The sequence below is a fragment of the Hyalangium gracile genome, from assembly GCF_020103725.1.
GTDB classification, from domain to species: domain Bacteria; phylum Myxococcota; class Myxococcia; order Myxococcales; family Myxococcaceae; genus Hyalangium; species Hyalangium gracile.
Genome location: NZ_JAHXBG010000023.1, coordinates 150478 through 175157 on the forward strand (window position 1 = coordinate 150478; position 24680 = coordinate 175157).

15 protein-coding genes and 1 pseudogene are annotated in these 24680 nt (G+C 66.1%); 9 read left to right on the top strand and 7 right to left on the bottom strand.

Features of this window, described 5'->3' with window-relative positions; all coding sequences use genetic code 11:
• Positions 1 to 64 precede the first annotated feature (64 nt).
• The 5 genes and pseudogenes from KY572_RS35600 to KY572_RS35620 form a co-directional block, all read right to left on the bottom strand.
• Positions 65 to 295, bottom strand: a pseudogene (locus KY572_RS35600) (zinc-binding dehydrogenase); the annotation flags it as partial.
• Complete coding sequence (locus KY572_RS35605; RefSeq protein WP_224248146.1) at positions 244 to 2484, bottom strand: Kelch repeat-containing protein; 2241 nt, start codon at positions 2482 to 2484, stop codon at positions 244 to 246. The gene KY572_RS35605 and the pseudogene KY572_RS35600, both read right to left, overlap by 52 nt.
• Positions 2481 to 4718: a Kelch repeat-containing protein gene (locus KY572_RS35610; protein WP_224248147.1), complete on the bottom strand. Its 2238-nt coding sequence runs from the start codon at positions 4716 to 4718 to the stop codon at positions 2481 to 2483. Before KY572_RS35610 ends, KY572_RS35605 begins: the two co-directional genes overlap by 4 nt.
• Positions 4719 to 5098: 380 nt before the next feature.
• Positions 5099 to 7711, bottom strand: coding sequence for an ABC transporter permease (locus KY572_RS35615; RefSeq protein WP_224248148.1), 2613 nt, complete (start codon positions 7709 to 7711; stop codon positions 5099 to 5101).
• Positions 7711 to 8076: a PadR family transcriptional regulator gene (locus KY572_RS35620; protein WP_224248149.1), complete on the bottom strand. Its 366-nt coding sequence runs from the start codon at positions 8074 to 8076 to the stop codon at positions 7711 to 7713. The genes KY572_RS35615 and KY572_RS35620 overlap by 1 nt, the downstream gene beginning before the upstream one ends.
• Before the next feature lie 1199 nt (positions 8077 to 9275).
• Between KY572_RS35620 and KY572_RS35625 the strand changes: the two genes are divergently transcribed.
• The 9 genes from KY572_RS35625 (at position 9276) to KY572_RS35665 (ending at position 21161) form a co-directional block, all read left to right on the top strand.
• Complete coding sequence (locus tag KY572_RS35625) at positions 9276 to 11207, top strand: TIR domain-containing protein (protein WP_224248150.1); 1932 nt, start codon at positions 9276 to 9278, stop codon at positions 11205 to 11207.
• Positions 11208 to 11330: 123 nt separating this feature from the next.
• Positions 11331 to 11597 carry a hypothetical protein gene (locus KY572_RS35630; RefSeq protein WP_224248151.1) on the top strand — a complete coding sequence of 89 codons (267 nt, stop codon included), beginning with the start codon at positions 11331 to 11333 and terminating at the stop codon, positions 11595 to 11597.
• Positions 11598 to 11815: 218 nt separating this feature from the next.
• Complete coding sequence (locus tag KY572_RS35635) at positions 11816 to 11959, top strand: hypothetical protein (RefSeq protein ID WP_224248152.1); 144 nt, start codon at positions 11816 to 11818, stop codon at positions 11957 to 11959.
• Between the two features lie 16 nt (positions 11960 to 11975).
• Positions 11976 to 12491 carry a transposase zinc-binding domain-containing protein gene (locus tag KY572_RS48235; protein ID WP_224248162.1) on the top strand — a complete coding sequence of 172 codons (516 nt, stop codon included), beginning with the start codon at positions 11976 to 11978 and terminating at the stop codon, positions 12489 to 12491.
• Positions 12492 to 13139: 648 nt separating this feature from the next.
• Positions 13140 to 13361, top strand: a complete 222-nt coding sequence (locus tag KY572_RS35645) for a mersacidin/lichenicidin family type 2 lantibiotic (protein ID WP_224248153.1) — start codon at positions 13140 to 13142, stop codon at positions 13359 to 13361.
• Between the two features lie 359 nt (positions 13362 to 13720).
• A complete protein-coding gene (locus tag KY572_RS35650) occupies positions 13721 to 16966 on the top strand; it encodes a type 2 lanthipeptide synthetase LanM family protein (RefSeq protein ID WP_224248154.1) in 3246 nt (1081 codons plus the stop codon).
• A gap of 59 nt (positions 16967 to 17025) precedes the next feature.
• On the top strand, positions 17026 to 18060 hold the full coding sequence (locus KY572_RS35655; RefSeq protein ID WP_224248155.1) for an efflux RND transporter periplasmic adaptor subunit: 1035 nt from the start codon (positions 17026 to 17028) through the stop codon (positions 18058 to 18060).
• 73 nt (positions 18061 to 18133) lie between these two features.
• Positions 18134 to 18958, top strand: a complete 825-nt coding sequence (locus tag KY572_RS35660; RefSeq protein ID WP_224248156.1) for an efflux RND transporter periplasmic adaptor subunit — start codon at positions 18134 to 18136, stop codon at positions 18956 to 18958.
• Between the two features lie 16 nt (positions 18959 to 18974).
• Positions 18975 to 21161, top strand: coding sequence for a peptidase domain-containing ABC transporter (locus KY572_RS35665; RefSeq protein WP_224248157.1), 2187 nt, complete (start codon positions 18975 to 18977; stop codon positions 21159 to 21161).
• Positions 21162 to 21634: 473 nt separating this feature from the next.
• Here KY572_RS35665 and KY572_RS35670 read toward each other — a convergent pair whose 3' ends face one another.
• Together KY572_RS35670 and KY572_RS35675 are read right to left on the bottom strand one after the other, a co-directional pair.
• The gene (locus tag KY572_RS35670) at positions 21635 to 22798 is read right to left on the bottom strand and encodes a serine/threonine protein kinase (protein WP_224248158.1); all 1164 of its coding nucleotides are present in this window, start codon (positions 22796 to 22798) and stop codon (positions 21635 to 21637) included.
• Between the two features lie 274 nt (positions 22799 to 23072).
• The coding region (locus KY572_RS35675; protein WP_224248159.1) for a serine/threonine protein kinase at positions 23073 to 24680 on the bottom strand (1608 nt) is incomplete at its 5' end.

Consider the following 24680-nt stretch of genomic DNA (forward strand, 5'->3'; position numbering starts at 1 on the left):
GTCGAAGCGGCCGGAGCGCAGGCTTTCGAGACGCCGGATGGGATTGAGCGAGTGACGCAGCCACTCAAGCCGGAGACAGCAGGACGAGCTTGCCTACCACCCCGCCCCTGCCGAGCAGCTCGTGGGCGCGGGCGGCTTCTTCGAGAGGGATTCTCTCCGCGATGATGGGCACGAGCTTGCGCTGACGGAGTAGCTCCAGGAGCACGCCCAGATCCTCTCGGAACCACTCCGAGTCCCCGGGCTTCAGGGGGTGTACAGCTCCGAAATCCGGGTGAGGTACGGGTCGAATCCCCCCACGACGAGCACCTTGCCGTTGGCCAGCCGCGTCGCCGTATGTTCCTCGCGAGGAAAGAACATGGGGGCGGTCGCGCTCCAGGTATTCGAGGCCGGGTCGTACAGCTCCGCCGCCGCCGAGTACGCATCGGTGGCAGTGCACCCGCCCGCGACGAGCACCCTGCCGTCGAGCAGCAGCGTCGCCGTATGACAGGAGCGGGGCTCGACGACGGGACCGGTCAGACTCCAGGTACCCGTGGCCGGGTCGTACAGCTCCGACACGCCGCCCCCCACGATGAGCACCCTGCCATCGAGCAGACGCACCGCCGGGCCACTGACGGGTACGAGCGGAGCGCCCGTCAGGCTCCAGCTGTTCGAGGCCGGGTCGTAGACTTGCGCCACGGAGCCCTGCACGGCGAGCACCGTGCCATCGGGCAACAGCGCCGCCGAGGGGCCGAGCGGGCTGACCGGTGCGCCGGTCAGGCTCCAGGTGCCCGTCTCCGGGTCATACACCTCCGCCGCGCTTCCCCCCGAGATGAGCACCCTGCCATCGGGCAGCAGCGTCGCCGCGTCTCCCGCGCGGAAGCTGTGCATGGAGCCCGTCACGCTCCAGGTGCCCGTCTCCGGGTCGTACAGCTCCGCCGAGGCCGTCTGGAAGGGCAATATCTCGCCCCCTGAGACGAGCACCTTGCCGTTGAGTAGCACCGTCGCCGTGGGGAGGTAGCGATAGGCGTGCATGGAGCCCGTCGCGCTCCAGGTGCCCGTGACCGGGTCATACAACTCCGCCTCCGCGAGTCGGGGCCCCAGGCTGATATCCAGCCCTCCCACGATGAGGACCTTGCCGTTGGGCAGCAACGTCGCCGTGTGGTCCAGGCGCGGCGTGATGATGGTGCCTGTCGAGGTCCAGCCCGTCGAGGTGGAACACGTCGGCAGCCCCGCCACCGTGAAGCTCCGGGTGGTCGTGAGATTGAAGGCGTTGGTGACAGTCACCGTGATGGTCGGAGTCAGGCCTGCGCTGACGCAGGAGGGGGCCCGCCAGCCGATGCGGCTGCGGGTCGCGGTCTCGTTCGGTCGCTCCAGCGCCCCGATGTTGGTCACCCAGGAGAAGGTGAGCGCGGAGCCCTGCGGGTCGCTGGCCTCCACCTGGTAGGTGAGCTCCTGGCCCGGGCTCGCTGTGTCCGAGGAGCGATAGGTGCGGACGATGACGGGCTCGAGGTGATTGATGGGAGGCGTGTTGCTGACACACAGGGCGACGGTGCCCGTGTTGTGGCTACCGCGCCCATCCGAGACCGTGACCGTCAGCCGGCAGTTGTTGCAGGCCGCAGCAGGCTGGAGGGATGGGGTGAACCGGGCGGTGCTGGAGGAAGCGTTGACCCAGATGCCCGCGCACGAGGCGCTCCAGGAGTAGGAGAGGCTGTCCCCATCCAGGTCCGAAGCCGTGACGGACACCGACGTCGGCCGCCCGACGGACACCCGGGTGGGCGAGGCTTCGATCCGTAGCACCTCGGGTGCGCTGTTGAAGGAGATGGACAGCTCGGCCTCACCCTCGCCCCCTGGCTGAACGTTGATAGCCAGCAGGACGCTGGAGGACAGGCCCCGGGAGTCAGTCACGACCAGGGTGAGCGTTTGAATGCCGGTGGAGGCCGGCGCCGTCCACGAGGTGAAGGGCTCGGAGCTCGAGGAGAACGAGCCCGCCGTCGCCGCCCACGCGTAGGTGAGCGTGTCACCCGGGTTCGGGTCGTGCGCGGAGGCAACCAGGGAAATGGTGCCACCCGCCGCCACGGTGGTGGTGGAGGCCACCAGGGAGTCGATGAGCGGCGCCTCGTTCTCGAAGGGCGGCGGTGGGTTGAGCTGCTGGAGGGTGATGGCGACGAGGGTCGTCTGACCGCTGGAGATGGTGACGCCGGAGGCGGAGCCCTCGAAGAGCAACGTGCCCCAGACGTCGAAGGCCTGCGCCAGGAAGGTGCGGTCGGTGCCGGCCGGAATGTTGCCGATGATGCCACCCCACACGCCGTCGGTAGGAAAGAGCTCCACCGACACGGAGGCAATGTCCGCACCGCCCGAGGTGACGACGACTCGGGTGATATCGGATGAGAGGGATTGGGGGGCGGCGACCGCGAACCGAGCCGTTCCGGTGTCCCCAGACGAAGTGCACCCTGCCAGCAGGACCGCCGCGAGCGCCAGCATCGGGCAAAGGGATGCTCTTTTCATGGCGTGTAGACCTCCGCCGACTCCGAGTTCTCTTCGGTGTTGGGAGGTGTCCCGGCGACGAGAGCCCTGCCATCGAGCAGCGCCGTCACCGTATAGCCAGCACGAAAGATGGCCGGTGGGCTGGCCATGCTCCATGTGCCCGAGTTCGGTTCGTACAGCTCCGCGCCCACGACGAGCACCCTGCCGTCGAGCAGCAGCACCGCCGGGCCGCCAATGGGTTCGAGCGGGGCGCCCGTCAGGCTCCAGGTGTCCGTGGCCGCGTCATACAACTGCGCCGTCCTGCCACCCGCGACGAGCACCTTGCCACTGAGCAGCACCACCGGCGGGCCACCGAGGGGCGCGAGCGGAGGACGGGTCGGGCTCCAGCTTCTCGTGGCCGGGTCATACAACTCCGCCGAGGTCCCTCCCGTGGCGAGCACCTTGCCCGTGGGCAACAGCGGCGCCGTACCGAAGTGGGGTTCGGCCATGGGGCCAGCCTGGCTCCAGGTGCCCGTGGCCGGGTCGTACACCTCCGCCGACGTGAGGCCGCCGCTCATGTTCTCTCCACCCGCGACGAGCACCTTGCCGTCGGGCAGCAACGTCGCCAGGTGCCTGGAGCGCCCCTCGGCCATGGAGCCCGTCATGGTCCAGGTGTTGGTCGCCGGGTCGTACAACTCCGCCCGCGCGGAATAGAACTCGAAGCCCTCTCCTCCCGCCACGAGGACCCTGCCGTCACGCAGCAGTGTCGCCGAGTGGTGGAGGCGGCGCACGTGCATGCGGGCGCCACCGCTCCAGGTGTTCGTGGCCGGGTCGTAGAGCTCCGTCGAGTCGAGGAAGAAGCTCCATTTCTGGGCGCTTCCGCCCGTGATCAGCACCCTGCCATCGGGCAGCAGCGTCGCGGTGTGGCCCCACCGAGGTCCTCCCCTCATGGGACCGGTCGGATCCCAGTGTCCCTGGAGGGAACAGTCCGGCAGCCCCGACGCCGTGAAGCCCCGGGTGGCCGTGAGGCCGAAGGCGTTCGTCACGGTGACGCTGATGAACGGGGTCGTGCCCGAGCGGATACAGGCGGGGGCCGTCCAGGTGACGCGGCTGTGGGTGCCGACCTGAGCCGGAGTGCCCAACGTGCCGCCATTGGCGTCCCAGGAGAAGGTGAGCGCGGAGCCCTCCGGGTCGCTGGCCACCACCTCATACGAGAACTCATGGCCCGGGCTCGCTGTGTCCGAGGAGCGATAGGTGCGGACGATGATGGGTTCGAGGTGATTGATGGGAGGCGTGCTGGTGACGCACAGGGCGACGGTGCCCATGTTGTGGCTACCGCGCCCATCCGAGACCGTGACCGTCAGGCGGCAGTTGTTGCAGGCCTCCACGGGCTCGAGCACGGGCGTGAACTGAGCGGTGCTGGAGGAGGCGTTGACCCAGAATCCCGCGCACGAGGCGCTCCACGAGTAGGAGAGACTGTCCCCATCCGGGTCCGACGCCGTGACGGACACCGACGTCGGTTGTCCGAGGATGAGCTGCGTGGGTGAGGCATCGAGCGCGGCCACCTCGGGTGCGCTGTTGAAGGAGATGGACAGCTCGGCCTCACCCGCTCCTTCTGGCTGGACGTTGACGACCAAGAGGGCGCTGGAGGATAGGCCCCGGGAGTCAGTCACGACCAGGGTGAGCGTTTGAATGCCGGTGGAGGCCGGCGCCGTCCACGAGGTGAAGGGCTCGGAGCTCGAGGAGAACGAGCCCGCCGTCGCCGCCCACGCGTAGGTGAGCGTGTCACCCGGGTTCGGGTCGTGCGCGGAGGCAACCAGGGAAATGGTGCCACCCGCCGCCACGGTGGTGGTGGAGGCCACCAGGGAGTCGATGAGCGGCGCCTCGTTCTCGAAGGGCGGCGGTGGGTTGAGCTGCTGGAGGGTGATGGCGACGAGGGTCGTCTGACCGCTGGAGATGGTGACGCCGGAGGCGGAGCCCTCGAAGAGCAACGTGCCCCAGACGTCGAAGGCCTGCGCCAGGAAGGTGCGGTCGGTGCCGGCCGGAATGTTGCCGATGATGCCACCCCACACGCCGTCGGTAGGAAAGAGCTCCACCGACACGGAGGCAATGTCCGCACCGCCCGAGGTGACGACGACACGGGTGATGTCGGATGAGAGGGATTGGGGGACGGAGACCGTGAAGCGCGCCGTCCCCGTGTCCCCCGATGAGGCGCTGCAGCCCGCGAGCAGCGCCGCCGTGAGCGCCAGCATCAGGTGAATACCCGCTCTTTTCATGAACGTCCCCCGTCGTGAGTGCGAACCTCGCTAGGTAGTCGCAGCGGATGAGAGGACTTCGAGCGGGAAGAGAGAATGATCCACCGGCGACTGCTCATCCTGATAGCGATTAGGACCGACTATCCAGGATGGAATGCATTGCTGTCCATGACCCAAACAGCTGGATCATCGTCCTTTGCTGGACGACACCATGCGCGGCGGTTCAGTCCAACCGCAGGACGTCGAGCACTTCCTGCCGTTAGAAGCCTTTCATCTCCAGCAGACACACGCCTGCCCAGCCCAGCCGCTTGTGCGCACTCGCCGGGGGCAACCCCAGGGGCTCAGCAGGTGAACCGAGCCCTCGTGGCGGACCCCGGGACGGACCTTTGGCGGGGGGGCGCTCAGTCGCGGCTCAACGACACGATCGGATCGACGCTGCTCGCCCGTCGCGCGGGCATGTAGCTCGCGAGCATCCCGATGGCGGTCATCATGACCGACATCAGGGCGAACACGATCGGGTCCAGCGCCTGGACCTCATAGAGCAGCGCGCCGAGGAAGCGCGTGGATGTCAGGGCCACGGCGATGCCGAGGACCACGCCGAGGAGCACCACCCGCGTCCCCTGTGACACCACCTGTCTGCGCACGCTCCCCGGTGTCGCGCCGAGGGCCATGCGCACGCCGATCTCGCGCGTCCGCGCGGCAACGACGTACGACAGCACCCCGTAGAGTCCTACCGCGCCGAGAATCAACGCGAGCGCGGACATCACGCCGAGCGTCAACATCGTGAACGACAATTCCATCGTGGACCGTCGCGCCAGGAACTCCATCGTGTACTCGCGGTACACCGGCGCCTCAGGGGCAATCTGGTGTACCAGCTCGCGCACCTCGCGCTGCAGCGTCTCGGCGCGCGCCGACTTGAGGACGTACGCTGGCGAACTCATCCTCCAAGAACTCGGCGTCGGACCGGTGAGCGGGTAGTAGACGACCGCCTCCCCGGCCTCGCGCCAGTCATCCTGCTTCACGTCCTCCACCACACCGACCACGGTAAAGGGGACGACGGTGTTATCCCGGCTGACGCGACGGAGGCGCTGGCCCAGGGGACTCGCGTGGGGCCAGAGCCGGGTGGCCGCAGAACGGCTGACGATGATGTTGTTGTTCGGGGTGAACGCTTCGTCATCCGTGAACGCGCGCCCTTGCAGCAGCGCGATCCCCATCACGCGAAAGTAATCCCCCGCGGTGAAATTCTGGTCGAGCAGCGTGCCGCCTCCCTCCTCGGACATGGCGTCAGAGAGGAAGCGCCCCGCGCTCGTTCCTTCGTCGAGCGGAATGTTGTTGACGATACCGACCGCCGTCACACCGGGGAGCGCGCGCAGCCGCTCCATGAAGCCGACGTGCAGCCGCCCCCAAGAGGGGCCGTCGGTGAGGTGCTGCTGCTCGGGCGCGAACTGGAAGGTGTAGATGTCGGCGGTGTCGTAGCCGGGGTCCACGTTGCGCAGCCGCTGGAAGCTTTGGACCAGCAGCGCGGCGCAGATGAGCAGCACCAGCGCGAGCGCGGTCTGTCCAACCACCAGCAGGTTGCGAATCCAGTAACGGCGGCCCGTGACTCCGCGGCCCCCGTCACGCATGTTCGTGAGGTCGGGAGACGATGCGCGCAGCGCGGGGACGGCGCCAGAGATGAGCACGGCGAGCAGGACGAACCCGAACGTGGCGGCGACCGTCGCGAGATCCAGGCCCGCGGCGGCGGCGAGCCTCGGAATCCCCTGGGGCGCCGCGCGAAGGAAGAGGGGCAGTGTCACCGCGCTGAGAAACACGGCGAGGACGCCCGCGGGTGCCGCCACCATCAACGCTTCCGCGAGCTGGAGCCGGACGAGCTGCGCCCGCGAGGCGCCGAGGGCGCGGCGGACCGCCATGTCGCGGCCTCGGCCCTCGGCGCGCACGAGGAACAGGTTGGCGACGTTGGCGCAGGCGATGAGGAGCACGACGAAGACAGCACCCAGCAGCAACCACAGCGAGGTCCGCGCCGTGCGGCCCACCATGCGGTCCAGCAACGGCTCCACCACCGCGCTGTGCTTTTCGATCAGACGGGCGTAGCTGGGAGGAGCGCCGAAGCGCGCGGGGAGCTCCTTGGAGAGCCCGGTCAGCTCCAGGGCGAGCTGCTCCCGGGTCACGCCTTGCTTCATGCGGGCAAGCACGAAGGAGCCGAACTGGCCGGGGCGCACCTGTTCGACTCGGATGGAGGAGGAGACCCAGAGCTTCGTGTCATCGCGCGGGAAGTGGAACTCCGGCGGCATGACACCGATGATCTGCTTCATCCCATCCGAGACGAAGTACGACTTCCCGATGACCGAGGGATCGCGTCCGAACCAACCGCTCCACAGCTGGTCGCTGATGAGCACGGCGTTGTCGCCATCCTCCGGGACGGGCAGGCGCCCGAGCTGCGGGCGCAGGCCGAGCAGCGGGTAGAGGTCGTTGGTCGGCCACGCCATCTCAATGCGCTCGACGCGGCTGTCGGTGCGCAGCGTCGAGGTGCCCGTGTCGACGATGCAGAGGCCCTCGATGAGCTTCGAGTGCTCCTTGTAATGAAGGTAGAACTCCGTTCCGAGGTCGAAGCGCTCAGGGAGATCCGAGCCCGGAGCGGTGCCAGAGACGGAGACCAGCCGGTCCGGGTCCTGGAAGGGGAGCGGTTGCAGCAGGACCGTGTTGACGACGTTGAACATCCCGGCGACCGCGCCGATCGCCAGCGCGAGGGTGCCAACGGCGGTGACGAGGAACCCCGGGGTGCGAAGCAGCGCCCGACACGCGTGGAGCAGGTCGCGACCGAGGCCCTGGACCCATGCGAAGGGCTGCGCGTCGCGGAACCGGTCCTCCACGTTTCCGACATTGCCGAAGTTGCGTCGCGCCACCCTCTCGGCCTCCTGGGGGGAGAGCCCCTGTGCGCGCAGCCGCTCCGTCTCGAGCTCGAGGTGAGCGCGGATCTCGTCTTGGAAGTCTCTCTGGGAGCGGCGGCCGAACATCAGGCTTTCTCCGGCGTAGGGTTTGGTTCCATGACACGGGCGATGGACTCCACGAGGCGGTCCCATCGCCCGCGCTCAATGGCGAACTGCCGCCGGCCCGCGGCCGTGAGGGAGTAGAAGCGCGCGCGGCGGCCGTTGTCCGAGATTCCCCAGGTGCCGCTGATCCACCCACGGCTCTCCAGGCGCTGCAGGGCGGGGTAGAGCGACCCGTGGTCGACGAGGAGCGTATCCCCGGACCGGGCCTGGATCGCCATCGCGATGCCGTGCCCGTGGTGGGCGCCCAGGGCCAGGATGCGGAGGATGAGGAGGTCGAGCGTTCCCTGGAGCAGGGAGCCTCTGGACGGTGAATCGTTTTGGGTCGACATTCTACCTGAGCGTCGCGTGCGTCTGGTAGAATGTCAACCCTACGGCTGTCCCCCGTCACGGGGCCTCTGCGCGGAAGCGTGCCGACCCTCTGACCTGGGGGAGAACTCCTGGCGACCATGGCTGCCGTCCTGGCGCGCCACCGGTCCGAGCTGGCACTGTCGGACGCGCTCTGCACCCGGGGCCTGCAAATACTCAATGGGCCGCCTGCTAGAGAGTCAGTTCCTCCTTCCGCATCATTTCATCGGCATGGCAGGTGTGTCCCTCGCGTTGTCCAGACGGGGCATAGCGGACAGACAAGGGTCACACCAAGACGAAGCGGACCCGGTACATGCCCGTGCATCCCACGCTGGCGGCGATCCTGGCGGAGTGGAAGCTGAAGGGCTGGCCCGAGATGATGGGCCGTGCCCCGACGCCTGAGGATCTCGTGGTGCCTATGCCCCGGCCCACGAACCGGGGGCCCCGGGTGGAACACGGCCGGATGCGGACGGACCACCACTCCTACAAGCGGCTGGTGAAGGACTTGGAGGTGCTGGGCCTGCGGCACCGGCGTGGTCATGACCTGCGCCGGACGATGATCTCCCTGGCTCGCACGGATGGTGCCCGGAAGGACATCCTCGAACTCTGCACGCACACGCCGCGCAAGAGCGGCAGCGCCATCGACCTCTACACCACGTTCCCGTGGGAGGCTCTCTGCGCCGAGGTGGCCAAGCTCAAGGTCCAGCGCCATGAGCGCGGCCAGCTCGTCCGGCTGCCCCTCGCGGCCTCGGCTGAAAAAGAAAGCCCCGAAGCACCTGATGGTGCCCGGGGCCTTGCTACATCCCTTGCTACAGTCTCCCAGAAAGCTGAGTCCTTTCCAGGAGATGCGATGTGGAGGCGGCGGGAATCGAACCCGCAGCAAGGCGGAAGCAAAACTCCAAGCAGGTCGTGCTGTTACCGGCTAACGCCTCGATCTCACGTCGGATCGTTCTCCCGCCCCGTCCCGCCTCGTCCCGTCCTAATCCCCGCTGGAGGGGCACACCGGGTGCACATGCGGCCCCACCATCAAGAAGAAGTAGTCGCGCGGAGGGAGCGCACAGGCCGCGGGCCCCTGTCCTGCAGGCCCCGTGAGTGAAGGGCTCGGAATCCCGAGGGAGACCTCAAGGGCTCTGGGCCCTTCTTCTTTTCAACGGGCTATGCTGGCGCACCTGGAGGCCGAGCGGTGCAACTGAACGAGGTCAAAGGTAAGGTCGATTTCGGGATCATCACGATACGTGAGGATGAGTTCGAGGCGGTGCTTGCCCGCTTTCCCTCTGTTGGCCGGGTCTCAGGACGAAGGCATTACAACCTCCGCCAGGTCGACTTTCCTGGGGGAGACTCCTACCTGATTGCCGTCTTGCGTTGCATTGAGCAGGGCAACGGTGAGGCCCAGTCTGCAGCGCACGACCTCTTGGAAGAGCTGGCTCCCCGTTGGTTGCTCGTGGTGGGCATCGCAGGAGGTATCCCCTCTGACGAGTTCAGCCTCGGTGATGTCATTGTCTCGACCCGAGTCCATGACTTCAGCGTCGAGGCCGTGATCCAGGAACGCAAACCTGAGTATGCTTTGGCTGGCGGCCCCGTGGACATGAAGGCCGCCGTGCTCGTTGCGAACATTCCAGCGCTCAGAGCCGAACTTCAGGGATGGAATACGGAGCAGTCGATCATCGCTCGACGGCCTGAAACCAACATCTCGGAGGCAACTCTCTACGGCGACGAGAGTTGGCGTGACCGGGTACGCGGCTCGCTTGCGCGGCAGGCCGGACGCACCCACCCGACGGTCCTGGCCGGAGCCATTGCCTCAAGCGATCGCCTCATGAAAGACACAGAGGCCCTGACGGTCTGGACGAAGATGGCCCGTCAGGTGCTGGCGGTCGAGATGGAATCCGCAGGGGTCTATCGAGCCACATACGGACGCCACGTCCCTACTGTCTCCATTCGGGGAGTCAGCGACATCGTTGGGCTCAAGCGCGATCCTTCCTGGACGCTGTACGCCTGTCACACGGCTGCTGCGTTTGCCCTCGCGCTGGTGCGGACCCGGCCCTTTGAGCCTCGGAATCGTTCCACGTCAGGCGTTCCAGGCCGCGCGGAGAACCCGGAGAGCGCGACGAGCAGGCCGCGCGTCTTCATCGGCGCTTCGTCGAAGGGACTGCCAGCCGCTGAGTTCATTCAACTCGGGCTGGATACCTATGCCGAGTGCACGATCTGGTCTCAAGAAGGTTTTGGACTTCCTGAAGGGTCCATGGAGGGTCTGGCTCGCGCGGGCAAGGATGTGGATCTCGCAGTCCTGGTCCTGAGCGCGGATGATCTCGTCCACGCGCGGGGCGGCCCCCATAACGCACGGGACAACGTGCTCCTGGAGCTTGGGTTCTTCACAGGCACCCTGGGCCGTGAGCGTACGTACCTCGTTCACTGTACGGATGAGCGCCTCGAACTGCCCGCGAACCTGGCGGGAGCCCCAGTGGCCCATTATCGGCGCCGAGCGGATGGCAATCTGCAGGCGGCAATGGGGCCGGTCTGCACGCAACTCAAGGTGGCCATAGAGAACTTCAAGAAGACTCGGCGGTCCAGCCCGGCGTCTCCGAGCGACGAGGCCCTCTCAAGAATGTCTACTGAATTGGAGTCGCTGAGGACGGAGTTCTCGGCACAGGCGGGGCACATGCGCCGCATGATGGAGATGCTGACCGCGGAACATACCTCCAACGCACGAACAGCTGAATCCAGCTACCTGCGTACGCTCGAAGGAGTCTGGAACAACCCTGCCATTGGCTCCATGGCATATGCTCGATTTGTGCGCGGCAAATTGCGGTTTGTTTATTGTTATGGCGGTAATCACTCTCCGAGCGCAGAGATGTACAACTGGCATGTCTTCAACGACGCTCTCGTCGTCCGCTTCAGATGGTTCAATAAGCCCATTGCAGGCTATGCCTATCTCGAAAGGACAAGTCCCAACCGGCTCGCCGGGGGCTGGCGGAGCAGCGGTGTGGGCGATGAATTTTCACCAACGTTTGAGGAGCTGGGCCATGCTGGCAGGTTGGTCCCGATCGAGTGGATTCGCCTGGAAAATGTCTCTGAGGTTCCTGCATGGGCGGAAGCCTTCTTCGCACAATTTGCATAGACAGCCCGTCGAAACAGCATCTGTTCCATTTCCTTGAACCCATGTCGTTTGTGTAAAGGCTTCATGAGCTCTTCAACATCCTCCGTCCCGGCTTGAGCCGCGCGCGAGGACTGGCTCAACCTGGTGCTCTACTTTGGTCTCGAGTTTGACCTGTCGTGGGCGCTCCACCTGTCCATCACCCTCTCCTATCTCTCCTTCACGCGAGATCTCACCTCCACCGGGAAGGTGGCCTACATCGTAGGTATTGCTGGGCCTCGCGCAGCGGCACTCATCACCACGAGCCTGCGGGGCGGCGCTCGTCGCGAGCTCTTCACCCCCGCGAGCTCTCTGGACTCGCGGGATGGAGGCGGCGGGAATCGAACCCGCATCAAGGCGGAAGCAAAACCCTAAGCAGGTCGCGCTGTTACCGGCTAACGCCTTGATCTCACACCGGATCGTTTCCCCGCTCCGTCCCGTCTCGTCCCGTCTCGTCCCGTTCAATTCCCCGCTGGAGGGTCACACTGGGGGCACATGCGGCCCAACAGGGGCAATCTGCTTGGACGCAGGCGGACTGAGTTCCCCAGTCTCATAGGGCTCACGAGAACCCCGTGGGAGACGGACTGGAGCGTGTGCCATGGCAAGGTGTGGCAGGGGAGGAGCGGGTGGAGGAGCGCGGGTGGGCGTATCGGCTGAGGCAGCCGGAAGGGACGATGCTGTACGAGGCGGTGAAGGACAACCTGACCACGCTGCTGGAGGAGGCGAGCGATGTGTGACGCGGCCTGCCCCGGTATGTGGAGCGGGACGTTAGCCCGGTACTTAGAGTGCGGAGTGCTGACGCACGGCTTCGCGAGGGTGCGCTGCGAGAGTTGCAAGGACGAGTTCCTCGTCGCCTTCTCGTGCAAGGGACGAGGGGTGTGTCCCTCCTTCAACGCGAAGCGGGCGCATGTGACGGCAGTGCAGTGGGTGGAGCGGGTGCTGCCGCATGTGCCCTACCGGCAGTGGACGCTGTCCTTTCCGCATCGGGTGCGGTGGGGGCTGCTCATGGACGTGCGGCTCCTCTCGGACGTCCTCACCCTCTTCCTGCGCGCGGGGGCACGCCCTGCAGCGGCGGAGGGCACGGCGGCAGGGCCTACGTTGTTGGGCAGGCCGGGGCCGTGTCGTTCATCCCGTTTCTTCGGCTCCGCCTTGCAGGTGACTCTCATTTCCACTCGCTGGTGCCGGACGGCGCCTTCGTGCTGCGGGAGGGCGGCGTGCACTTCGAGCCGTTGCCTCCGCCCACGCAAGCAGAGGTGGAGAAATTGCTGAGGGTGGTGCGGCACCGGGTGCTGCGGCTGTTGGAGAAAAGAGGGACCCTGCCCGCCAGGGCTCCGGCCACCCGTTTGGACCGACGAAGACCTCCCACCGGAACTGGGCGCCATCCTCGGACACGCAGGCTGGCATGTCGTCGCGGTCGTCCTTGGAGATGAGGAGGGTGGCGGGTGGTGCAGAGGGCAGAAGAGGAGCGTTGACGGGGGCCGATGGATCCGTCCACCGGGTTGGTGGAGAGGCCATGCAGCCCCTTGGAGCTAGGCTTGATCAGGTCCTGATCAGCCGGTGACGGGCGACCGGACCTTGCTTTTCCTGTTGTCATGGAGTTGCACGTGATGCGCGACGAGGACGCCCTGCGCCTGCTCCGTGCTCCGTCTTCTTGGCCCGTGAGCGGGGGGCCTCGCCACCCGCTGGCAATTAGAACCGGGAGGGCTCCCGCGCGCCTCGTGTTATGCCGGGCGATTAACAGCCCTTTCGCCAGGAAGTCATCACCAGACAACTACTCCTGATTGAAGGCAGACATATCGATAGACAAAAAATGTAGAAGACGAAATCCCACCGTTGGACTGTCTTGTGACTGCTTTAGATTGGCGTTGGGCCACACGGCCTGATGCACCTATCCGCAGCAGAACCAAGGAGAACAGCATGTCCAACATTGACATCGTGCGCGCCTGGAAGGATGCCTCCTACCTCGAGACCCTGAGCGATGAGGCTCGCGCCCTTGTCCCGGCCAACCCCGTCGGCGAGTTGGAACTGACCGACGCCGATCTGGCCCTCATCTCGGGTGGCATCGTCGTGAGCAAGCAGCCCCCCACCATGAGCACCGGCACGGGCAGCGCGAACTCGCCGTGCTATTGCAGTTGCTGATGCCGGTGCTTCCGTCCCGGCCGGTCTGAGCGTGGAGAGAATCCGAATTCCCTCCACGCTCGTGAGCTAGCAATCCGATATCAGACACTCCGACCGGAATCTCCCACAGCCCTGGCACGGGGGACTGTTCAGCCCCTGTCTGTTCAGTCCTCCTTGGTCCTCCAGGCATCGTCTGTCGTTAGAGTCATCTCGCAGCACATTGCTAGTATATGCCGGTCAGTGCCAGCCATTGACATCCCCTGGACACGGCCGATCGTGAAACCTAAGCCCATCACTGGAACTGCCGTGGATTGCCCTCTCCGCCGCAGGGCAGGGCACTGGCCGTAACCCCACACCCGCAGACTCTGGAGTCTTCCTCCGTGTCCCCCTCACGCCTCCCCGACGATTCCCAATGGTATCTCGCGCTACCCCTAGCCGAGCGGCTCGTCCGGCGCACGCCGCCCCCCGCTGGCGCCGACCAGGACATCGCGAAGGCTCGGCAGCGGCTGCAGCAATGGAAGACCCAACGTCCCTTTGACAAGGAGGCGGTCTTCCAGCGCAGGCTGGCCCTGGACGGCTTGACGGAAGAGGGGCTGCTCGGGCTACTCGCCGAGCCTGCGGAGTCGATCCGGGACTCTCGCCCCACCCAGTCTCCCAGGTGGTTGCTCCAGTTGGAGGCGGCACTGGCCGCACCACCATCGACGGACACCGACACGCTTCATCTGCTGACCGGGGTCATCCCCCCAGAGCAGCGGTCGCTGGCGCCCTTCCTCCAGGTCATCCTTCCGCTGGTCGAGCAGGGCCGCGCCCGGTTGCGTCAGGGCATTGAGGAACTGCTGCGGAGCGCTCCCAATTCGCCCTTTTCCTCCACGGTGGATCTGCTCTTCATCCCCTCGCTTCCGGGAAGGCTGCTGGAGCTTCTGCACCGGACCCTCGTCCTGGAGCTCAACGTCTGCCGCGTTCAGGGCCGGCTGCAGGGGGAGACACCCCAAGAGCGCTTCCAGCACTTCGCGCAGCTGCTCTCGCAGCGGGAGTTCGCGCGCGCACTGCTGATGGAGTATCCCGTTCTGTCGCGGCAGGTTGTAACCACCATTGATCAATGGGTGCGTTTCAGCCTGGAGTTCCTGCAGCACCTGAGCGCGGACTGGCCGCAGCTGATCGACCTACTGGGGCCCGGTGTCCTCCAGGGGGAACTCACTGGAATCAACGGAGGAATGGGGGACCGGCATAATGACGGCAGGTCCGTCCTGTTCGCCCGGTTCAGCTCGGGCGGTCGGCTCGTCTACAAGCCACGCCCACTTGACGTAGATTTCCACTTCCAGCAACTGCTGGCCTGGCTCAACGCGCGGGGTCTGGAGCCCTCCTTCCTCACGCTCAAGGTCCTGTCCCGGCAGACGCACGGCTGGGTCGAGTTCATCGAGGCTCGGAGCTGTACCACCGAGGCCGAGGTCGAGCGCTTCTATGAGCGGCAGGGAAGCTACTTGGCCCTGCTCTATGCGCTCCAGGCAACGGACTTCCATTCCGAGAACCTGATTGCCGCGGGGGAGCACCCCGTGCTGACGGACCTTGAGGCCCTCTTCCATCCGGTGCCGCCCCGCAGCGCCAGCACGTTCGAGCCACGGGTGTTTCATGAGATGTACACTTCCGTTATGAGCGTGGGACTGCTGCCTGGCCGCGCTTGGCTGCAGGCGGGCTCGGACGGCCTCGAGATCAGCGGGCTGGGAGGAGGGTTGCCCCAGCTCTGGCCCCACCCCACGCCGACTATTTCCCGCGTCGGCACAGACGAGATGCACATCGTCCGGAAGCAGCTGCTGAGCGCGGGCTCCCAGAATCGTCCCCACCTTCAGGGACAGCCGGTAGACGTGACCCAGTACGTGGGGGCGCTCACGCGCGGCTTCACCCGGCTCTACGAACTGCTGGTCGAGCACCGGGAGGCGCTCTGCGCTCCGAATGGGCCCCTAGCCCGCTTCGCGGACGATGAGGTCCGCGTAGTCCTCCGCGCGACCTATGCCTATAGCCTGCTCCTGCGGGAAAGCAGCCATCCCAACGTGCTCCGAGATGCGCTGGACCGGGACCGCTTCTTTGACAAGCTCTGGCTCGGTGCCGAGGACCTGCCCCAGTTGCAGCGAGTGCTCGCCGCTGAGCGCGCCGACCTCCATAACGGCGACATCCCCATTTTCACGACCCGCCCGGGCTCAAGGGATCTGCTGGACAGCCGCCACGAGCGCCTCGCGGACTTCTTCGACATGCCCGCGCTGGAGCGGGCCTTGCAACACATCCGGGAACTCAGGCCGGAAGACCTGCAGCAGCAGTTGTGGCTCGTGCGCGCCTCGTTCACCACCCTGGCCATGGGGACCGAAGGCTCCGGCTGGATTCGCCGTGCCTTCCAGGAGCCGACAGTGGAGGCTACGCCGGAGCGGCTGCTGGCCGGGGCCCGCGCCGTGGGAGACCGGCTCGCGAAGCTGGCGGTGCATGGGCCCCAGGACGTTGGCTGGGTGGGGCTGACCATCGTCAACGACCGCTACTGGTCCCTGGCCCCCACCCACGTGGACCTGTACTCCGGGAATGCGGGCATCGCCCTCTTTCTGGGCTACTTGGGCCACGTGACGGGAGAGGCCCGCTACACGGCGCTGGCGAGGCTGGCGCTGGAGACTGCACGTCAGCTCGCAGTGGACCAGAGGGAGGTGGTGAAGCTGATTGGCGGCTTCGGGGGCTGGGGCGGCTTCATCTACGCGCTCACCCAACTGGCGGTGCTCTGGAAAGACCCGGCCCTCTTGCGCGACGCCGAGATCGTGGCTGGGCATCTCGGCCCGCTCATTGACAAGGATGAAGACCTCGATGTTATGAATGGCGCGGCTGGCGCCCTGCTGGGCCTGCTGCGGCTGCATGGCGCCAGTGGCTCGCCTAGCGCACTCGCGGCCGCTATCCGCTGTGGGGATCGGCTGCTCGACACGGCCCAGCGCATGCCGCAAGGACTCGGCTGGCACGTGAAGAGCATTGCCGCTTGGCCGCTCACGGGCCTCTCCCATGGTGCTGGGGGGATTGCCTGGGCCCTTCTGGAACTGGCGACTGTCACCCAGGACGCGCGTTTCTGGGAGGCTGCCCGCGAAGCCCTTGCCTACGAGCGGAGCCAGTTCTCCGCCGAGGCTCGCAACTGGGCCGACCTGCGCGTGCCCGACGACACTCCCGCCGACAAGCGCGCCACCCGCTTCTCGGTGGGATGGTGTCACGGCGCTCCAGGGATAGGACTGACGCGCATCAAGATGCTGCCCCACCTCGACGACCCGAAGCTGAGGCTCGAAATCCAGGCTGCCGTCCAGACAACAGTGGCTCAGGGCTTTGGCAGAAATCACTCCCTGTGCCACGGAGACCTGGGCAATCTGGAACTGCTGTTCCAGGCAAGTCAGGTTTTTGGAGAGCCTGAGCTGCGGGGCCGGACCTACAGGCTGGCGGAGATGATTCTCGACACCATCGGTGCGGAGGGCTGGCTATGTGGAGTGCCGCTGGGCGTGGAGACCCCCGGGCTGATGACGGGGCTGGCTGGCATCGGGTTGAGCCTGCTCCGGCTGGCGGCTCCGGGACGCGTTCCCGCTGTGCTGACGCTCGACCCTTCTCCGGGCGCATGAACGCCAGACCGGGTGACACGCAGCGCTGGTACCAGGCTCGGGCACCCTGAACGACTGCCATGCCGAAACGTCTCTTCATCGTGTGTGTCGCGCTGCTCATTCCGCTCATGGTCGGGCTGCTGGTGCTCACGCGCCTGGGGGCGAGCGGATTGCGCGCCTCGGCCCAGCAGGTACCCCTGCCGGCGCCGCATGAGGAAGCGCGCGAGTCTTTGGGGAAGGCCCACCCCGCTGCCGCGCGACGGTTCACCGGAGTAGTGGTCGCGCGCGAGGCAGTCCACCTGTCCCCGCGGTTCGATGGGCGGCTGGAGAGCGTCGCAGTGCAAGTCGGCGACACCGTGCGCGCGGGTGAGATCCTCGCACGGATGGATACCCAACCGCTGGAGCGGGAGATGGCCATCGCGCAAGCAGCGCTGAAGTCGGCCCGGGTGGAACTGGAGGTCGCGCGCATCGCACTTGAGGAGGCTCAGGCCCGACTGAGGCGCCGCTCGGATCCGAGGCAGATCTCCTTGGGAGCTATCTCGGAAGAGGAACTGGCTACCGCGCAGTTTGAGGAGCGCCTAGCGACCACGAAGGTGGTCGGAGCGCAGGTCCGCATCCAGGAACGGGAGGCGCAGATTGCCAAGTTCCAGCAGCAACTGGACAGTGCCCTGCTCCGAGCTCCCTTCGATGGGACGGTGGCGGCGCGCTACTCGGATCCGGGCGTCCAACTCGCCCAAGGCCAGCCCCTTTTGCACCTGCTCCGCTCAAGGGCGCCGTGGATCCGCTTCGCCGTCTCGGAGCATGAAGTTCCCGGCATCGTGCCTGGCATGCCAGTGGAGGTGAGAATCCAAAACTCCTCCTTGCTCCTGCGGGGACGGGTGGAAAAGGTCGCGCCCGAGATAGACGCTGCTTCGCGCATGGTGCTTGCCATTGCCAGCCTGAAAGAAGAAGGGACGGATCTCGTTCGCTCGGGCCTAGTGGCCGAGGTGCTAGTCGCACCAAACGCCCGTGCCGAGGTCGAGCCTCCCAAGAACTTCCTGCCTAGCTCCGACGAGAGGACCGCCGATGCAAGGAAAGACCTCGCTCTTCCGCAAGGAAGCACTGGAGCACCGTAGGAACGGTGCCGCACAGGAGGGAGGGGACGTGCTGCGTATCGCTCCTTCCTGGTCCCAGGCCGTCTACCGGCTATTGCTGGCCATCTTCTGCGCCGTGGTGTTGTTCTGTGCCATAGGGAGCGTCAACGAGTACGCGACCGGACCGGCGGTGGTGCGTATCGTGGGGAAGACGACGCTGGCCGCCGAGACGGCTGGCCTCGTCGCCACGGTGGAGGTCCAGCCCGGACAGCGCGTGGAGAAGGGACAGCGCTTGGTGACCTTTGCCTCTCGCGAGGAGACGAGCCTCTTGGAGCGGCTCGACCGCGAGTTCGAACTCCAACTCGTCCGCTTCCTGCGAGACCCCGAGGATGCCACGGCCCGCCAGGCGCTGACGACGCTGCGCGCTGACCGCGAGTTGGCGCAGGCCCGACTGGACCAGCGCACGCTGAAGGCTCCTTTTACGGGCGTCGTTGGCGATGTGCGCATCCAGCCCGGGCAGTACCTCCCTGTGGGCACTCCCGTGCTGTCGCTTGTGGGGCCGGACTCACAGGCGTCGCTCATCGCGCTGCTGCCGGGCTACTACCGGCCTTTCCTCCAGCCCGGCATGCCGCTGCGTGTGGAACTCGACGGGTTCCGCTACGACTACCGCGAGTTCACCATCGACTCTGTGGGGAACCAAGTCGTCGGGCCGGGCGAGGTCCGGCGCTACCTGGGAATGGAGGTCGGTGACGCGCTCTCCCTAGAGGGACCACTGGTGCTCGTGAAGGTGCGCCTACCAGCGGCGGCCTTCATCAGCGAGGGCCGAGAGCTTGAGTACTTTGATGGGATGTCCGCGCGCGCTGAGGTGCGCGTCCGCTCGGAGAACATGCTGCGGCTGATCATCCCTGGCTTGCGAAGGCTCGGTTCCCATGACAGCTGACACGAAGACAGGCCTGATGAAGCGGTTCCCGGCCCTGGGCCGCCTGCTGCCACGCACCCGGCAGCGGTTTCCAGAAATGCGGCAGATGGCCGCAACGGACTGTGGCGTCACCTGCTTGGCCATGGTGCTTGCCTACCATGGGAAGGAGGTCGGGCTCGAGGAACTGAGGCAGCTCACCGGAATCAACCGCGACGGAACCGACGCGCGAACCCTGCTGGCGGCAGGGCGCCAGTACGGGCTGCGCGGCAGGGGAATCTCCATCGACCTGGATCGGCTGCCTTACCTAGCCCCAGGGACCATCCTCCACTGGAAGTTCACTCACTACGTCGTCTTCGAGAAGCTGGGAAAGGGGGGCGTCCACATCCTCGACCCGGCCCAGGGACGGCGCTTCGTCGCGCTGGAGCAGTTCAGCCAGTGCTTCACCGGAGTAGCGCTGGTGTTCGAGCCGGCGGATGACTTCACTCCGGGCCGACAGGTGGGCCGGGGGACCTACCGGTACGTCCTGAACTTCTTGCGCAACACGGACAGTCTCGGGCAGGTCGTCGTCCTGTCCGCGATCCTCCAGTTCTTCACGCTCGCTGTCCCTGTGCTGACGGGCATGGTGGTGGACCGCGTGGTGCCCCGGGGCGACTACCAGTTGTTGCTCATGCTGACCGCAGGCTTCGCCGGCATCGTGGTCTTCCAACTGCTAACGTCGCTACTGCGCGGGCACTTGCTGGTGGAGCTACGTACCCGGCTGGACTCCGCCCTGATGCTGGGGTTCCTTGACCACCTCGTCCGGCTTCCCTACTCGTTCTTCCAGGTGCGGCCGGCCGGGGACCTGATGATGCGGATGAACATCAACGCTTCCGTGCGGGAGATACTCTCCGCCGGCAGCATCTCGACGGTGCTGGACGGGGCGATGGTGCTCCTCTACTTCCTCTTCCTCTTCGTCGCCAGCCCCTGGCTGGGGCTCATCGTCCTGGGGTTGGGCGCCCTCCAAGTTCTTACCTTCACCATGGCGCAAAAGCGGCAGCGGGAGCTGCTCATGCGCAACATGGAACTGGATGCCAAGAACCAGGGCTACCAATTCGAGATGCTCACCGGCATCCAGACCCTCAAAGCGCTGGGGGTGGAAGAGCGGTCCGTACAGCACTACTCGGACATCTTCGTGGACGTGCTGAACACGGGCATTGACCGGGGGCGGCTGACCAACTGGGTGGAGACACTCACCAGCACGCTGCGGCTGGCTTCCCCGCTGGTGGTGCTCAGCTTCGGCGCCTACCAAGTGCTCGGGGGTAACCTGACGCTCGGGGAGATGCTGAGCCTTTCCGCCCTGGCCACGGCACTGCTCGTGCCGCTCTCCAATCTTGTGGGCACCGCGAACCAGCTCCAGTACTTGGGCACCTACCTAGAGCGCCTCAACGAAGTTTTCGACACCGCCCCCGAGAGGCCGGTCGGCGCGAAGGGAAGCGCCATCCAACTCCAGGGCGCCATCGGGCTCGACCGGGTGTCGTTCCGCTTTGCGCCCTTGGGGCCGCCTGTCGTCCAGGACGTGTCCGTCCGAATCCAGCCAGGCCAGTTCGTCGCGATTGTCGGACCGTCGGGCGCGGGTAAGAGTACCCTGGCCCACCTTATGCTCGGGCTGTACCTGCCGACCGAGGGGCGCATCCTCTACGACGGAAGGGACCTAGCGGAACTGGATCTCGATTCTATCCGCAGCCAGGTGGGTATCGTGCTCCAGGAGTCCTCTTTCTTCGGGACCACCATCCGCGCCAACATCGCGCTGGGACAACCGGATGCTCCAATGGAGGCCATCATTGAGGCGGCGAAGGCCGCGCAGATTCACGACGAAATCATGGCGATGCCCCTGCAGTACGACACCCCCCTGGCCGACCGGGGCCTATCGTTGTCGGGCGGCCAGCGGCAGAGGCTCGCGCTCGCAAGGGCGCTGGTCTGCAAGCCGGCCGTGTTGCTGCTGGATGAGGCGACGAGTGCCCTGGACTCCGTCACCGAGAGCCGTGTCCATGCAGCGCTGTCGGGCCTGAGCTGTACGCGCATCGTGATTGCCCACCGGCTGAGCACCGTGGTGAATGCCGACACCATCCTAGTCATGGAGGGCGGGCGCCTACAGGAGGCGGGATCACACGCGGAGTTGCTGCTGCGTGGAGGGCGGTACTCCCAGCTGGTGCAGGCCCAGTTGCTCGATCGCAAGTCGGCATGACATGCGTATTCCGGACCAAATCGATCACCGATTCCGGAGGGATCGATCACCCGGACGGAGCGTGAAGCTTGGATGCTCGGCCCCCGTAAGTCCGCTCCACGATTGGTGGGAGCGGCCTTCCCGGGACCTCGGCGGGGCCAAGGAATGGGAGGGGCAAGAAGTGACTGAGGGTGATCGACCGAGTCCGGAATGGGTGATCGATCCGGCCGGAATAGGCAATGACAGGGCTCGACGCCCGGAATCGCAAGTCGGCATGACCCGGCTTGACGCCCTGAACGGTTCGGAGCCCACATGCGTGATCGCCTTGATGTCAGGACCCTGCTCACGTGTCTGGTGTGCAGCATAACGACAGCCCTCGCACGAGAGCCTCACCTGACCGCAACGGGTGTGCCTGCCGAGGTGCTCGCGTGGCTCGCTGGTGCAGCACGGCCGCTGGCCTCCACCGAGCCCGTGAGAGAGGGCGCGGCGGGTAGCTAGGTGGTCCCGCCCCGCTCGTTGATGATGTCCTCTTCCGTCACCATATTGGGCGGTAGCTGGCTCTCGCTCGTGGGCCCGAGAACGCCCCGGCTCATGCTGGCCCCCGTCAGAGAGAGCATCACCTCGTCTAGCGCCTCCTTGGGCCCGTAAGGGGCTCCCAGCGCAGCAAGGCCCGCCCGAAGTTCCGCCTCCACTTCAGCCGCCGACTGATAGCGATCTTCCGGGTTCCGCTGGATCAATCTGCGGACGATGGAGCGCAGCGGGTGCGCCAGCGGCTGGGTGATCTCGTCCACTTCTTCCCGGGTGAATGTGGCAGCCCGCAGGATGCAGTCTTCCGCATGGTCCGGTAGGTCTGCCTCCATGGCCGTCATCGCCGCTTCCAGAACCTTCCCCTTGACCTTCTCCGTTAGCGCCTCCTCCAATTCGTCGGGCCGCACGGTGGCGGTGCTGTAGAGGTGTCGCCAAGTGGCCAGTTCCAGCAGCACCAGCCCCAGTGAGAACAGATCCGAGCGCGGATCCGTCTCCTCGCAGAGCAACGCCTCGGGGGAGCAATAGAACACGTCGCCTTGAGGGCGCGGCAGCGTCGTTGCCACGCGGCCCGGCAGCAGGGAGCGCGCGCGGGCAAAGTCCGTCAGTATCACCCCGCCCTCTGGCTCCAGGAAGATGCGGGCGGGGTTCAAGTCCCGATGAACGATGCCCAGCGGGGCGCCGTTCGCGTCCTTGCAGGTGTGTGCGTAGTGCAGGGCTCCCGCGACTTCGGCGCCCACGTAGAGGCAGAACGCCGGGGATAGGAACCTCTCGCGCATCTGCGAGTAGGTGATCAGCGTGTTGATCGAGGTGCCCTCTGCACGGTCGGACACGATGTAGAGAACGCCTTGGACTTCGTAGGGCCCGAGGGAGCGGGCGATTCTCGGGTGTTGCAGGTACGTGGCGAGGTGCGCCTCTTCTCGGAGCCGTGCGCGCATCCTCTCCAGCGTGTCGGGATCGTCTGACGACGTGGGCGGCAGAGAGCGGACGATGACTTCCCGCAGGCGCTTCTTCTCGGTGCGCTCCCAGGCTGGGACTGTCCTTTCCCCAAGCTTGGATTGCGCCAACTCTTCGACCAACGGACGCGACAGATCCACCTCATACGAGAGATTGCCGTGAGAGAAGAGAATCACCCCCGGGACGCTCCAGGGTTGGCGAGAAGTAGCCATGTGGGATCGGCTCCTGGCGGCGAGCGAAAGGACGCCGCGCAACGGAGGGAAACACTACCTGGCATGTGCTGGGACATGGAACGACGCCCAAGGTTAGACGCGGCGCGATCTCTGGCTACAGCATCAGCGGAACGCCCCGGTAGGCCCACTTCGATGCGGGAGGGAGCCAACGGGCCAACTTCACCTGGCCGACTCGCGTTGCCTGTCCAATGCGCGCACGCGCTCTCCCGGGCCCGGCTCACCTCCACCGCTCAACGGCCACCGTCCCGGACACCTTGGAGGCCACAGGGGCGCCGGGCTTCGAGTCCTCTTCCAGTGACGAGCCCAATTCGCCCACGTTCGCCAGTTCGAGGCAGATCGGCACGGTGCGCCCGCCTGGAAGGTGAGCGCGGACGTAGCGGCCATAGATGCGATCTCCCGTCGTCCACAGATGCCCATCTACCCTCATCCCCGCAGGCGCCTTGCCTTCCGCCCTGATCAGAGCACCCGTAACGGGCCCATCCTTCCAAACGGCATGAGGTTGCTCGCGTGCCTCTTCATAGGTCCCCTTGGTCACGTCCAGCAGGATGCCGGGCCCGGGGATTTCGTAGCCCACTGACCACCCTAACTCGTCCATCGCCTTCAGGGCTCCTTCGGGACACGGCTCGGGATCCGGGCGCGTCTGCACGCCAGTGCAGCCCGCCTCAAGCCATGCGACGGAGGCCACGAGCGCCGCGCACTTCTTGATGACCGCGCGCCGTGCGCTGACTCTCTGGACTTGCTGCGGGTCGGGTACGCCATTGGTGAGAGTCGGGGAGTTGTCGGGCAGCTTCACGGAAGGGCTCGCCTCCTTCTGGGTAGGGAGAGGGGAGGCTAACCGTTCGGGGCGGCTTGTCGGCTTTTCGGCCACAGTGCTTGAGGCTGGGAGCTGATCCGCTGGTGTGCTCCTGGCCACGGGGGGCCGCTCGGGTTGCGCTGACGTATGCAGCAGGGAGGCGGCCACGACTGCCGTGAAGACAGAGAGCGCCAACGCCCCGAGGAACACCTGACGCAACCTCGCACGGCGCGGGCTGTGCTGCACAGGAGCCCGCGCAGCAGCAGAAGGCACGGGCGCCGCATCCGCTGGCGCTACCGGCACCGGAGAAGGCACGGGCGCCGCATCCGCTGGCCCCACCTGTACCGGGAGCGGATGGGAAGGGATCGGCTCCTGCGGACCCTCGGGTTGTCGCGCTTCCACTGGCAAGGGCTCCGCTTCCGGGGGCTCTGGCGGTAACTGCGAGGATGCCGGGTGAATGGGGATCTCGCGCCAATCGGCCCCCTCGTAGCGCTCCAAGTCTGCCAGGAGGCGCCGCGCATCTTTCGCCGTCGCAGGCCGCACCTCCAGGTCACGATGGATCAGCTTCATCGCATAGGCGCTCAACTCCGCTGGCACACGCCCCTTGGTTTTCCGCAGCGGGGTAGGCGGCACCAGGAACATGCTATTGAGTACGGGCCGCTCCTCGGTGCGTTCCGGTGTGGGGTCCGTCAGCACGTCGTAGAGGTTGGCTCCGAGCGCGAAAATATCGTCCGTCGCCTTGAAGGTGTAACGGGCCCCGTGCTTGAGGCGGTTTTCATCCCAGAAACTCTGAGCCTCGGGGCTGCGGTTACGCGGCGTCCCTGGCGGAAGTGGCCCATCCGTTAATTCCTCGGCTGTTGCGTAGTCCGCCGCTCCAAAGTCGATGATCACCGGATCGCCGTCCTTGGTGACCATGATGTTTCTCAGGCTCAAATCTCGATGGAGCACGTTCTTGGCGTGCATGTGCTCCAGGGCATCAAACAGCTTGAGGAACAGGACGACGACTTCATGCGGCGTCGGGTGGGTCCGCTC